This window comes from Paenibacillus sp. 01T424 (assembly GCF_056398745.1).
On the sequence record NZ_JBFTPZ010000071.1, the window covers coordinates 46,446 to 60,636 of the forward strand.

Annotated in this window: 10 protein-coding genes; 4 read left to right on the forward strand and 6 right to left on the reverse strand. The window is 43.8% G+C overall.

All coding sequences use genetic code 11. From position 1 onward, the window contains the following. Window positions 1-367: 367 nt before the first annotated feature. Complete coding sequence (locus tag AC1DPK_RS32310; protein ID WP_477512808.1) at window positions 368-1,039, reverse strand: hypothetical protein; 672 nt, start codon at window positions 1,037-1,039, stop codon at window positions 368-370. Window positions 1,040-1,471: 432 nt separating this feature from the next. Then, window positions 1,472-4,813: an outer membrane protein assembly factor BamB family protein gene (locus tag AC1DPK_RS32315; protein ID WP_477512809.1), complete on the reverse strand. Its 3,342-nt coding sequence runs from the start codon at window positions 4,811-4,813 to the stop codon at window positions 1,472-1,474. 597 nt (window positions 4,814-5,410) lie between these two features. Between AC1DPK_RS32315 and AC1DPK_RS32320 the strand changes: the two genes are divergently transcribed. Then, the gene (locus AC1DPK_RS32320; protein WP_076271803.1) at window positions 5,411-5,626 is read left to right on the forward strand and encodes a PspC domain-containing protein; all 216 of its coding nucleotides are present in this window, start codon (window positions 5,411-5,413) and stop codon (window positions 5,624-5,626) included. Between the two features lie 62 nt (window positions 5,627-5,688). Further along, on the forward strand, window positions 5,689-6,351 hold the full coding sequence (locus tag AC1DPK_RS32325; RefSeq protein WP_441876984.1) for a PspA/IM30 family protein: 663 nt from the start codon (window positions 5,689-5,691) through the stop codon (window positions 6,349-6,351). Window positions 6,352-6,429: 78 nt separating this feature from the next. Here the strand turns inward: AC1DPK_RS32325 and AC1DPK_RS32330 are convergent, their stop codons facing one another. The 3 genes from AC1DPK_RS32330 to AC1DPK_RS32340 form a co-directional block, all read right to left on the reverse strand. Continuing rightward, window positions 6,430-6,612, reverse strand: coding sequence for a hypothetical protein (locus tag AC1DPK_RS32330; RefSeq protein ID WP_441876987.1), 183 nt, complete (start codon window positions 6,610-6,612; stop codon window positions 6,430-6,432). 185 nt (window positions 6,613-6,797) lie between these two features. Beyond that, window positions 6,798-8,549 (reverse strand): sensor histidine kinase, encoded by a 1,752-nt coding sequence (locus tag AC1DPK_RS32335; protein WP_477512810.1) that lies wholly within the window; start codon window positions 8,547-8,549, stop codon window positions 6,798-6,800. Further along, window positions 8,546-9,304 carry a response regulator gene (locus AC1DPK_RS32340; protein ID WP_477512811.1) on the reverse strand — a complete coding sequence of 253 codons (759 nt, stop codon included), beginning with the start codon at window positions 9,302-9,304 and terminating at the stop codon, window positions 8,546-8,548. The genes AC1DPK_RS32335 and AC1DPK_RS32340 overlap by 4 nt, the downstream gene beginning before the upstream one ends. A gap of 193 nt (window positions 9,305-9,497) precedes the next feature. Between AC1DPK_RS32340 and AC1DPK_RS32345 the strand changes: the two genes are divergently transcribed. Together AC1DPK_RS32345 and AC1DPK_RS32350 are read left to right on the forward strand one after the other, a co-directional pair. Continuing rightward, window positions 9,498-10,526 carry a peptidoglycan DD-metalloendopeptidase family protein gene (locus AC1DPK_RS32345; protein WP_477512812.1) on the forward strand — a complete coding sequence of 343 codons (1,029 nt, stop codon included), beginning with the start codon at window positions 9,498-9,500 and terminating at the stop codon, window positions 10,524-10,526. A 24-nt stretch (window positions 10,527-10,550) separates the two neighbouring features. Then, window positions 10,551-11,027 carry a small multi-drug export protein gene (locus tag AC1DPK_RS32350; protein ID WP_477512813.1) on the forward strand — a complete coding sequence of 159 codons (477 nt, stop codon included), beginning with the start codon at window positions 10,551-10,553 and terminating at the stop codon, window positions 11,025-11,027. Between the two features lie 113 nt (window positions 11,028-11,140). Here the strand turns inward: AC1DPK_RS32350 and AC1DPK_RS32355 are convergent. After that, on the reverse strand, window positions 11,141-14,191 hold a 3,051-nt coding region (locus AC1DPK_RS32355; RefSeq protein ID WP_477512814.1), incomplete at its 5' end, for an S-layer homology domain-containing protein.

Consider the following 14,191-nt stretch of genomic DNA (forward strand, 5'->3'; position numbering starts at 1 on the left):
TATTGAAAATAGATGCACTCCTGCGCTTATTCAAACTTTACGCGCGGTACATGCATACTTCACTCACATTACGTGCACAATCCAAATTCACACCCCCCACACACTACATTCACAATCCATCTACACCATTTCAATCCCGCTTTACCTACACAAATCGCATGCAATTAAACCACACTCCACTTACATACAATTTGCATGCAATCCAGTAACACTCCAGATACTTACAAGTCACACGCTCCACAAATGAACACATTCACACATATTCAGCCGTCATTTCTAATTCCTCTCTTACTCTTACTCTTACTCTTACTCTTACTCTTACTCTTACTCCTAGTCCTAGTCCTACTTCTACGTCCACTTCCGTTCCCTAAAAAAAAGGATTAAAAGCCGAGCGTATTAGCTCATAGCTGACAATACGAATGCCTTTTCCAGATACAACTGGACGCAGTTTGCCAACGTCACACAGTCTTTTCAAATATTTGACCGCTGTGCGGCGATTAATATGAAACTCCTTCATAACATCAGCTGGGCGAATGTTCTTGTTTGACCTAAACGCATAATGCAATAACTCCCGCTCAAAGCGTGTCATGTTCTGCTCTTGCGTGTGAGTCACCAAATAAGGAGCCAGCAGCGACTGCAGCAAAGACACAATAAGTTGCGGCTTTTCCTCCAACTCGTCATAAGGTATGGACACGACGCGGTATCCAAGCACTTGCAGAAATGTTTCCCGATTTAGTTCCCGTCGGTATCGAATTCGATCGGTATTCTGAACATGAGGTCCATAACCCTTTATTTCGAAAGCGAACCTCGTCGCTCCCCGCTGCCAAACTAAATCAATATAAAAAGGGTTCCCACGCCAATCCACGACTTCATACTCCGGATGTAAATGATCAAAACTACCCATCATCGGCCACCAAACTTGCTTCAAAAACAAACGTTCACCATGCCCATGTCCACGCTGAAGCCTGCTCTTGTGCTCTCCCTTACTTGCACGCAAATGTTTTTTCAACCATTTCTCATGTTCTTCAGCAAATTCCATCTCTCATCCTCCTCAAAATGAAAAAACGTCCTTGGCTCCTCTTGTACAGAGGAAAACCAGGGACGTTCTACGTCACACTTTTTTATTCAACTTTTTATAAGATGTCATACTATGACGTTCTACGTCACACTTTTTTTATTTACCTTTTTATAAGACGTCAGCCTATGACGTTCTACGTCACAACTATCTTATCCAACTTTTCAAAGATGTCAGCCTATGACGTTCTACGTCACACTTTTTTTATTTAACTTTTTATAAGATGTCATACCATGACGTTCTACGTCAAAACTATTTTATTCATCTTTTTATAATATGTCATACTATGACGTTCTACGTCACAACTATCTTATTCAACTTTTAAAAGACATCAGCCTATGACGCTAATGCTACATCTTAAGCTGTTTCCTTTTTTCACACTCTCTCTCTAACTTGTTACATTCGTGCCAGTAGAGCAGCCGCCTCTGCACGAGTCAAAGTCGCGAGCGGCTTGAAGCTTCCATCCTTGTAGCCAGTAATAATACCGGAATCTATTATTGCGCCCACCAGCCCAAGGTTTGATGCTTGTATGGATGATTTGTCAGAAATCTTAGCTAAGCCATCCGTTTTTTCGATCAACTTTAGAGCTTTTGCTGTCCATACCGCTACCTCTTCTCTTGTAATCGGCTGTTCAGGCTTGAAGCGATTTCCATATTTTGAAGCATCAATCCAGCCTCGTGTTACAGCCGATTCAATAAAAGGCCTAGACCAGCGCGTGCTCGGGACGTCAAGAAATGACAGGTTTTCTGCTTTAACAGAAACTTTCAATTTCTTCGCAAGCATAGCTAGAAACTGCTCCCTCGTTACCTGAGCTGCAGGACGGTATGTTCCATCTGGAAAACCGTCAACAACGCCAGCTGCTGCAAGTTCCTCAACAGCTCCTTTTGCCCAGTGCAGCTTCAAATCAGAAAATAAAAGTCCAGAAGTATGTTTAACCTTAATATCAGAGAAGGTTAATTCAGCTGCTGAATCGATAACCGCGACTTGAAAGTTGTTGCTAATTCTACTTACTGCCGTCTTCTCTCCAGCGATAGGGAGCTCCCACTTCAACTTGCCTGCTAAATTATACGATGCAAGAGAATGACGTCCTCTACTAGCGTAAGTATTATCAGATAAAGTAAGAAGCCATTCATTCTGCTGCTGATTGATGCTATTGGTGGATTCGGGATAATTTTTCACATTAATAAAACGGATAAGCTCTTCTCCCTCGGTCACGCCAATATTCTCGCCAGGTTTAAATATAACGAGCTTATTTTCGCTTAAAAATGGTCCTGTATAGGCATATACTTTCAAATTTTTCTTCCATTTCGATTTGCCTTCTTTATCTATTGCTTCTACAGTACCTTGTGAGCTGCCTGTAACAATGGTGCCATCCTGAAGCAGCAAAGGTTTATAAAATGTATTATCTGACGCGCCAAGCTCATACTTCCAGCGTATGCTGCCAGATGAAGCATTAATAGCATATAGCATGCCATGTCTACGAATTTGTACTATTCCTGAAGGTATAGTCGCACTCTCACCAACCCACTCATCTGCCGTAGTGATAACATATAAAGTGTCTCCAGTATCATTTAAAGTTGGCTCAAAATGTGTGATCTCTCCACTCAAGGATATCGACCAAAGCCGAGTATCCGAAACATTTGATGCTTCAAGATAACTGGTAACGCTTCGTTTGCTGCCATCCCTTACAATATTATTATTTGTGAATCCTGTATATCTATTGCCGGAACGATCCCAGCCAAGCATAGTATTGCGCTGATTAGCTGCCACCATATTATGAAGAACCTGCTTGCCGCTGCTTGGATCAAATGCTGTAAGCAAACCGCTATTCGTTCCTATAAATAGCCGTCCATCCGGTCCAATTGCAGGCCTCGCCCCTACCTGCTCCTTCAAATCGTATTGCCACTGCAGCTTTCCTTCCAAACTGACCGCTGCTACCTTCCCTTGACTGCTAAGCGCATAAACCGTTCCATCATCCGAGAGGAGGGGAACCTGGTATACCTCATTAATACTGCTATTCAGTGTAGGCAGTGACACTCCCCATTTTTTCACAAGCTGAGCGCTATAGGTAACCCCAGGCTCATTCATATAAGCTCGCTCGTTTACCTTAATTTTCATTGTCGTCTTTAAATGCAAATATTCAGCGCTCACCTCGACTTCACCAGCTCCGACCGTATGAAGGCCCTGTTTATCAAAATAAGCAATTTTTTCATTGCTGCTGCGATAAACGATGCCTTGCGGATTGGTTTGCTCCTTGCCATCTGCCCACTTCACAGTTACAAATAGCGAGTATATACTTTTTGATTCAATGTACGGAAAGAGGTTCCCAAACGTGATGGAAACCGCATCGCCCTTGTTCGATGCTTGTTTTATTTCAAGCGCGATTACCCGGCCGCTCTCTGTTCCAACATAGATCGTATTGATATCCCTATACGTTAAATAAATGGGAGAATTCATGTTGTACTCTGTTAGCTTCGTTAATTTCATATCCGATAAAACAACTTTGTCATAACCGTTTAATAAAATCATTCCATTGTCTAACCAAACAACCGAGGTTGTGTAAATACCGCTCTTTATAGAGGAAAGCAGTTCCCCTCCTCGACTAATTCGAAGCAACCGATGCTTAAAATATTCATTTTGCTCGGTTTTCTCAACTTTCGTCTTATCATAACTAGTCAATGAGCTGTAGAAAAGAAGGGAACCATCTTTATCCAACTGCATTGCCGTTCCATTTTCCAATACATTAGCCTCTTGATCGATTTGCAGCTTCCATATAAGTTTTCCTTGCGTATCAAATTTAGAAATGACGGCATCTCGCGTTACAATATAAGCGTTTTGTTGATCATCAAAAACAATAGGAGCGTACGTCCTTGCGCTTAGCGAGTAACTTTGTTTCACAGCTCCCTCGCTGATCACTTTAACCTCACCTGGACTTCTGTCCTGATTAAGCTGTGAACTACCCGATTGATCTCCTTTTTTCGAAGCTTCTAAATATACGATTAAATTGCCTTGCTTGTCCGTCATTGGGGTATTATAAGATGATCCATTCAAATTGACTTTCCAGCGCGATAAACCACTAGCATTTAATTCCTCAGCATAAGATGTAGATTCTAAACTTATCTTGCCCTCAACAAATTTAGTATCTAGGTTATAAGATGTAATAAAAACCTTATCCTCTAAAGTGCCTGCGTGCTTTACCAAATTTCTAATACTGGTTCGTTCCATTGCTTTCGTGCCATCCGTGCGCAAGGCAAGCAGCAKCTCCCTTGATCTGACTTGAATATAGATTAAGCCGTTACGTTGAACGACAACCTTTTGAAAGCTTGAATAGGTTGTTTCATACTCCCATTTTTTCACGCCATCTTTGTTGAATGCATATAAATTCCCTCTTGAGCCGACATAAAGGATCCCATCTGCTCCAACTTCGAGCTGACCCTCCCTTTCTGGAGAAGTATCATCCATAGGACTAACATCAGCAGTCCACAGCTGCTTGCCAGCAGGGCTAAAGGCATAAACCTTCCCTTGCTGAGATAGGATATACACCGTACCGTCCTCACCGATGACCGGATTCGCAGCTGCACCTCCCTTGATGCTCTCGCTCCAACGCTCTGCTAAATAGGAAGCAGCAGGTTTAGCGTCATTCGCTTGGACAGAGGATGAAGCACCGAAGCTTGGAACACACAGCGTAAAAACGATCAGCAAGCAAATTCCGATTTTATAATAAAACCATCTGTTCATGTTGGTCCCATCTCCCATTTATACTAATTATTATCTCTCAAATCTAAATTTATAATAGTAGATTGGTTGAATAGAGTAAAGGAATTTAGCAGCCTCTCTCGCTCGAGAAGGCGGGAAAGTGGGAAACAATAACCAACTTAGCCCTTATTCAGGATTCCCAGCCAGCAATCACGGTTCCGACTGATTACACAGCAGAAGGTTTGCCTGCAGGAATAGTATTTCTAAGCAGCTCCTTTAAAGAAGAAACGCGTCTAAAGCCTAGCTACGCAATGAATATGTAACCCACAACCGTAAATCTTTGGTTTTAACACCTTAACAACAACACGTTCATCCCGATAAAGCTGCCCAAAGGTCTAATTACTTTCGGGCAGTTTTTTTATGGATTTACATTTTCAACTGAGACCACCACCAATCCCAATTGCAATTTCTAATAAAGCACAGCCTATAACTGCTATAAGAATAGCGGCAGCCCCGTCGCCCGTCGCAGACAGTCCCCGCCTAAAGCCTAGCACCGAAATGGCCCGAGGACCGTTACGAAAGAATCTTCAAGAGGCTACAATAAGGACATAGATGAGCTACACGAAAGGATGACTGTATATGAAAAAATTATTTCGATCAACGACAGACAGCAAGCTGACAGGTCTATGCGGAGGCATCGGACAATGGCTCGGCATTGATTCCACTATTGTTAGATTGTTAGTTGTCATTGCGGCGTTCTTCAGCTTCGGAACGGTTATACTCGCATATTTTATAGCTACCCTCTTTATCCCAAAAGCAATTAACAACGACTTTCGATTTGCCGATCACTACTAAATCAAATAAACGAATGCAAATGAAAATAAAACCAAACACAAACTTTTAAGGAGAGATTATCAATGGGAATTTTACAACGAGTAGTTAGTATGACAAAGGCAGCAGCAAATGAAATGTTGGATAAGATGGAAAATCCGGTCATGATGCTTAATCATTATTTGAGAGATTTGGATGAGGAAATTGCCAAAACGGAGCATGCGCTAGCACAGCAGCAAGCACAGGATCGTATGCTGCAATCTAAACTAAGTGAATTCAGCGGACAAGTAAGCTATTACGAGGGTAAAGCAGAGCAAGCGGCAGTTGAGGAACGTGAAGCAGAAGCACGTACGGCGCTTGAAGCGAAGCTGTTGTATCTAGAACAAGCCGAAGAAACGGCAAGACTGCAGCAGCTAGCAAAGCAAGCGGTACTTGACCTCGGTTATCGCATTGAGGCATTAAAAGAAGAGAAAACACGGCTGCAAGGAAAACGCGCTGAGCTCATTACCCGCGTGCAGCAGACAACTGCAACTTCTACTGGCTATTCCAACTCCCTACATGGCAGCTCCGCTTCACAAGGGTTCGATCGGATTGAACAGAAGGTGATGGAATTAGAAGCACAACGTGACCTTACGAAAGGTTCATACAACAGCTTACATGCTGGCGCATATGGTTCCGATCAGCAGCTCGAGCAGCGCAAAGCTCGTGTGGATGAAGAACTTAAACGGCTTCAAACTAAAAAAGCCTAAATACAACTTAAAGCGGCGGGCAAGACGTATAGTAACGTCATTGACCGCCGCTTCATTCGTTAGAATATTTATTTTAAATTAGGATGAAGAAGAGCTAATAAATTGAAATACGCCAATTGCGATCAGTAGAACGACGAATATAAGGACGAACCACAGTACAAACTTAAGAGCGTTAGAAGAATTCGATTTACGTTGAAGTTTTTCCTCGACGTTAACTAATCGTTCTTTAAGCTCCTGTATTTCTTTTTCCTGTTGCTGCATTCTTACCCCTCCCTGGCAAATAATTTCGATTGACAAGAATATATTTTCTTTACATTTTTCATTCTCTTGTAGATTTAAAAAAACGCTAGATCATCAATATATCATGATCTAGCGTTTTTTTTCATTTATTTACTAATTTTACAGCAATTCTTTAACTGTTGTTTGTTCGATGAAAGTCGATGTTGTCAGTTCCATATTAACAAAATCGTCGTCCCTTCACCCGGTGTTGTTTTAACCATAATCCTGCCACCCATAGCTTCAATCAGTCCCTTCGATATAGCCATGCCAAGTCCAGAACCATTGGTGGTGGATGCGGTATCCGTGCCGCGATAATAACGCTCAAAAAGCCGATTTAATGTAACTTCATCCATACCATCGCCATCATCGGAGAATTTTATCGTTATTCCGCCACCTTCTTCATCCGCCAGAAGCGATACCGTCAAAACGGTATCAGGCGGGTTATGAAGCAGCGAATTAGCGGTTAAATTATTAACTACCCTCTCCAGCCAAGGTGTATACAATTGGAACCAGACATCATCTTGCGCAGCATGAAATACAATTCGCTGTTTTCCGTAAGCAGGATCAGCGGCAGCCTGTTCAAGCGCTTCATAAAGCCAGGCGTTTAGTTCAACCTTCATCGTCTCAGGAGGAAGAATTCCCGACCTCAATCGGTACGTCATAGCAAGATCGCTGATCAACATATCCATATGAGCCGATTTTTCCAGCATCGTCGCAGAAAATTTACGTACCTCCTCCTGAGACCAATCATATGCCGGCTCCGCTAATAAATGGGCATAACCAGTTATTGAGGATAACGGCGTCTTCAAATCATGGGTAACGCCAGCAATCCATTCTTCTCTCAGGCTTTCCGTTTGCTCCCGCATCGCTTGCTCTCTCTTCAAGGCATTGGATAGCTTTTCAATAGAAACCATCACATCAGCAAAAACACGATACCTTCGCCGCCATTTTCCTGCTGACGTTCGGCTTCGATGGAGACCTCTACGATCGACAGGTTCTTCATACACGGTTTTCCCTATTGAATCCAGCCATACAAGCATGTGCAGCATCGGGGCGCCAAAACGATGGGCTTGCCATAGTGAGAGGAGTACGAACAAGACCAGTAAGGAGATAAACAAGAAAATGGACCCGATAATGACTACCTGTGCTTCCTCCGGTATCCATTTCTTTTTGCCCGATTCTCCCGCTACAGTATTCGGTTCTCCGACAAGCCAGGTGTTTCCAGTTTTTGCATCATACGAGGTTGCTATCCGGTAACCGTATCTTTCACTGTACAATGTGCGAAGCGCAAGTTCCGGAACGGAGTATAGCGAAGGCACCGCATCGGGCTTGTTATAGGAGTCCAGTTCCAATCCTGCCGAATCGATCAGTTGAACAAAAGCATGAGCCGATCTTATTTTTCCTGATAAGGCATCTGGAAGGACTAATTTTTTTTCAGAAACAATGAATTCGACTTCATTTAATTGTTCCAATATAGGCTCTATTACTTTTGGAGCCCCATAGACCATTGTGAATTTCTTCCCATCCTTCTGCTGTATCCATAACGCAATCTGGTAAGGAAATGCGCTCTTCCCCATCCAGTGTTCCACTAATTCACCTGGCCCGTATTGGTTAGGAACATCTTTGGGCGTGTTATAAGCACTAGCAACTTTTCCATTCTCATCTAGGCTTTGCAGCCAGCCATTGTTTTTCTTCACCTGCCTCAGCAAGCTGGGTGCAAACGTAATGCCATTCTTGCCAAGCTTAGAGGATTCTACCATCTGTTCTAACCCTACACTGGCAAAATCACGTGTTATGTTAATCTCGCTAAACCGCTGCAGCATCCAATAAAAGGTTAGCGCAGCTATGAGAAGAACGATCATTCCTGCTATTGCGAGTTGAAGAACGAACTTCAGTGTTAGTTGTCGCTTAATATTCATGGCATAGTAAGCTCCTGCTGATCCGCTTTAACTAGTTTGTAGCCCATACCTCTGACGTTAACGATAAATTTTGGGTTAGACGGATCAGCTTCAATTCTTTCTCTTATCCGATGAATATGAACCATGACCGTATTGTCATCACTGAAGGCTTCTTCACCCCAAACCTTCTCATACAGCTCGCTTTTACTGAATATTCGATTAGGGTTTTTGCATAGAAAAAGCAGCAGCTGAAACACAAGCGCAGGACATGAAACAGCCTGTCCTTCAATAAACAGCTCACCTGCTGTCTCTTCTAATTTAAATCGGCCGTAATCAAATACGTTGGATTTTCGATTGAGAGAATCTTCTGAGATATTCTTTAAGGCAGCAGTCTCCGTTGACGAACTAAAGTACCGCCGCAGCTGCGCCCTTATGCGGGCTACCACTTCCAGTGGATTAAATGGTTTGGTAATGTAGTCATCTCCGCCAATTGCAAACCCTGTCAGCTTGTCGAAATCCGATGTTCTCGCGGTTAGAAATAAAATTGGCGCGTTCGTCGTTTGCCGGATAAAAGGACATATTTCAATTCCGCTGCGCCCTGGCAGCATCACATCCAATACAATTAAATCGTATTTTTTAGCTTCACAAGCTTCAATGGCTTCTTCACCCGATTGCACGGTATCAATATTCATGTAGCCTTCCTTGCGCAATACCGTCTGCAAAAGCTCCAGTAGCGCTTGCTCATCATCAACGAGCAAAATCGATGCATGGTTCATTCGTGCCAGCTCCTTCCGCCAACTGATGTTTATATCATCATAGCATGATTTTTTTCACTTTAAATCATTCTAATCTTAAGGGAAGCTTAATTCGTTTCCATTCACCCTTCTTAAAGTTAAGAGTGCGTTAATGATGGGTTTCATAAGAGCTAAGACTCTGCTGCTACAATGGTATTATCGGGAGGCGATGAAAATGAAAAAAGGAGCAACGAATTATATATATGGTACAGCAATGACTGCAAAAACGGCATTAGCTGCCGGTTCACTAGCTTTACTTCTAGCCGCTTGCAGCGGAGAAAATTCAGCAGTGACCACCAACACAGGAGCTGTGCCAACAATGAGCCCCACGGAGACAACGAACCAATTACTTATGCCAGACGACTTGCCAAAGGCGCTGCTGGACGGCAAGTATAAGGAAATTTATGCCCGTTTTAATCAACCTTTAAAAGATGCGGTAAGCGAAGCAGATTTAGAAAAGACGGGAGAGGAATTTACGAATGGGATCCATAGCTTCGAGAAATCCTCTACTATACAGCTTAATGGTTACGACCGGCGCATATGGGTGAGTGATGAGGGGAATAAGGGGCTGCTCGGAATGTTTGATTCTGACGGAGTCATTACATCAATTCAAGTTCAGGAACTAACCTCCTCACCTGAAACCGATTCGAAGCTGAGCAAAAATAAATATGCTTTACCTTTTGAGGGCGACTGGTTCGTATTTTGGGGCGGCGAGAATGTTCTTGTGAATTATCATTATGAACTAGAGATTCAGCGATACGCGTACGATTTTATCCAAACAAAGGATCATTTTTCCTATAAAGGTGACCCGCTCAAAAATGAAAGCTATTTTGCCTTCGGGAAAGAAATCATTGCTCCAGCGGATGGTACAATCATATCGGTAGTGAATGATATTTTAGATAATGCGCCTGTTGGGGTAATGAATCCGAATGAACCTGCTGGGAATAATGTCGTCATTGATCACGGTGGAGAATACAGCCATCTGGCGCATCTCAAGAAAGGCTCTGCAACAGTTAAGCCAGGAGACAAGGTCAAAAAAGGCGACGTCATCGGTCTGACCGGCAATTCAGGCAATAGCAGTGAGCCCCATTTGCATTTTCAGCTATCGGACGGACCCGAACTATTCACTGCCCGATCCATCAATGTGAAGTGGGAAAATGCGATGAAGCCGACTCAAGGCGAARCCATTTCCTCAGCTAATTAGATAAATAATAACTGGAGGAACATTATGATTGAATGGATTCAGCAAACGGATGGGATATGGCCATATATTGTTTCATTTTTACTTGCAGCAGCGCCGTGGTTGGATGTATTTCTAGTCGTACCTCTTGGCATCGTAGCAGGATTGTCGCCAGTAGCAGTAGCCATTATCGGTTTTGCAGGCAACTTTCTTTTGGTACTGCTCCTGGGCCTGTTTTTCAAACAATTTTCGAAGTGGAATACGAATCGGAAATTGAAGAAGGGCATTACCACAACATCAAAAAAGGAGACTCGAGCAAGGCGAATTTGGGAGCGTTACGGCCTTCCCGGACTTGCCCTGCTGGCGCCCCTTATTGTGGGTACCGACATCGCGGCTTTATTAGCTTTGTCATTAGGCTCTTCGCGAAAACGCGTCATTCAATGGATGGCAGTCAGCCTTGCCGTATGGACCATTGTAATGGCGCTCGGCTCTGTTTATGGATTCAGCTATATGAAAATAATTTAATTGCGATGATCGAGCATACAGGCTCACTTAAAACCTATTGCTCAAACAGAAAAAAGGGTTATCTCACATTGGTGTATTCACCTTTGTAAGATAACCCTTTAGTATTTAGTCTTTTAAATCAAATTAGATTTTTTGAGAAGTCTTTGGATGATCACAGCCACTTCTGCTCTCGTGATTTCATCTTTTGGAGCAAGCACAGTACTGCTTCTGCCTGAGAAGATCTCCACTTGCAAGCAATCGAGGATGCTGCTCTTCGCCCACTCGGATGCGGCATTCGCATCTTTATAAGGAAGCAGCAATTCTCCAGCTTCACTTGCTGCAAGACTCGGTTTCAAGCCGGTGATTTTCATTGCTTTTGCAATGATCGCCATGGCTTGCTCTCTCGTTATTTTGTCCATAGGACGGAAGGTTCCATCTTCATATCCATTAATAAGACCATTTGAAAATGCGGTTTGAATATAGCTGCTATACCATTCATTTTTGTTCACATCCGAGAATGACGATGAGCTTGCCTCCAATTTCAAACCTAATCCCCGAACGATAATAGCAGCAAACTCCGCACGAGTAATCGATTTATTTGGATTAAACATTTCATTGCCAACACCCGTTATTACCATTCGTGAACCCATATCATTCACAGCTTCTTTTGCCCAATGCCGCTCTACATCCTTAAACGCAAGTGGATGCCAGACAATGGTATACGTGCTGTTCGTTAAGCTGTTCACTACGGCATAATACTTTTCGTTCTTAACGACAAGTCTAGTTGGAACATGACGAACAGATCCATCTGGTTCAACCACAATCCCTGTCGTTATTCGGTTAGGATCAACACCAGCTGGAATAGCTATCATTCTTTCTACATACGCATCGAATTTAGAAACTTCAATCGTTTTTCCATCATACGAAGCTCGCACTGTAAAATTAAGCGGTGGAACAACCATCTCAAACTGGCCTTTAACTGCTGCACTTTCCACCATTTTTATGGTATCTGCTATTGGCTTGGCAATCTCTATCTCGAGCTTGAGGTCTTGAAGATTTAATTTTTTTCCAAAAAGCTTAGTGAGTGCATCGATACTGATCTGTGATGCAGGTATCGTATACGTAAATTGATCATGTTGAAGGACTAAGACAGCTTGCTTTAGTTCCAAATCAGAAATGATCTGCCCATTTATCTGTGAAGCATAAACATCTGAGCTGCCTTTTAGCGGAATCGTAATGACAGCACGCTGACCCTCAGACTCCAATCTGTTCTTAAGCTTATTCGGATCCACGATAATGGTTGTGACCTTTTGGTTATTCACAATTGCTGTAGTCGCTTTACCTGCATATTCAATTTTACCGTTCACCAGCACTTCAACATCGGTTTCGTCCGTTTTTGGCGGGTTTGGCTGTGAAGGTTCAATCGAATAAGTTGTTACCGTCAAGACATTCGAGTTTCCTGCATTCGCTCCGCCTGTTACAACTAATCGGAAGTCATATCCCGTTGCGGCGGACAAACCTATTACTGTCGCTGTTGTTGCATTCGTGGCAAGCGCTCCAGTTGTCGCTGTTGTCCACGTATTTGCACCTGTTGGTGATTGCTCAACTTTAATATTTGTTGCGCCTGTTGCTGCGCTCCATGTGAACGTTGCGCTTGTTCCCGTTTTGCTTGCACTCGCGAAGTCTGTTAGTGCGATCGGGTTTGTCGTCACCGTTACTACGTTCGAGTCGCCAGCATTTGCTCCGCCTGTAACTACTAGACGGAAGTCATAACCTGTTGCGGCGGACAAGCCTGTTACTGTCGCTGTTGTTGCATTTGTGGAAAGAGCACCTGTTGTCGCTGTTGTCCATGTGTTTGTACCTGTTGGCGATTGTTCAATTTTCAAACCGGTTGCACCCGTTGCTGCGCTCCATGTGAAGGTTGCGCTTGTTCCTGTTTTGCTTGCACTCGCGAAGTCTGTTAATGCGATCGGGTTTGTCGTTACCGTTACTACGTTCGAGTCGCCAGCATTTGCTCCGCCTGTAACTACTAGACGGAAGTCATAACCTGTCGCTGCAGATAAGCCTGTTACTGTAGCTGTTGTTGCATTGGTCGCAATCACGCCTGTCGTCGCTGTTGTCCATGTGTTTGTACCTGTTGGTGATTGCTCCACTATAATGTTTGTTGCACCTGTTGCTGCGCTCCAAGTGAACGTTGCGCTTGTTCCCGTTTTGCTTGCACTCGCGAAGTCTGTAAGTGTAATTGGGTTAGTAGTCACCGTTACTACATTCGAGTTGCCTGCATTTGCTCCGCCTGTAACTACTAGACGGAAGTCATAGCTTGTCGCTGCCGACAAGCCTGTTACCGTTGCTGTTGTTGCATTGGTCGCAATAGCTCCAGTTGTCGCTGTTGTCCACGTGTTTGCACCTATTGGTGATTGCTCAACTTTAATATTTGTTGCTCCTGCTGCTGCGCTCCAAGTGAACGTTGCGCTTGTTCCCGTTTTGCTAGCACTCGCGAAGTTTGTAAGTGCAATCGGGTTTGTCGTCACCGTTACCACATTCGAGTCGCCTGCATTTGCTCCGCCTGTAACTACTAGTCGGAAGTCATAACCTGTCGCTGCCGACAAGCCTGTTACTGTCGCTGTTGTTGCATTCGTGGAAAGAGCACCTGTTGTCGCTGTTGTCCACGTGTTTGCACCTGTTGGTGACTGCTCAACTTTAATGTTTGTTGCGCCCGTTGCTACGCTCCAAGTGAACGTAGCGCTTGTACCGGTTTTGCTTGCATTCGCGAAGTCTGTTAGTGCGATCGGGTTTGTCGTCACCGTTGCTACGTTTGAGTCGCCTGCATTTGCTCCGCCTGTTACAACAAGGCGGAAGTCATAACCTGTCGCTGCCAACAAGCCTGTTACTGTYGCTGTTGTTGCATTCGTGGAAAGAGCACCTGTTGTAGCTGTTGTCCACGTGTTTGCACCTGTTGGTGTTTGCTCCACTTTAATGCTTGTTGCATTCGTTGCTGCGCTCCATGTGAACGTAGCGCTCGTTCCCGTTTTGCTTGCACTCGTGAAGTCTGTTAGTGCAATCGGATTTGTCGTTACCGTTACTACGTTCGAGTCGCCAGCATTTGCTCCGCCTGTAACTACTAGACGGAAGTCATATGCCGTTGCGGCGGACAAGCCTGTTACTGTTGCTGTTGTTGCATTGGT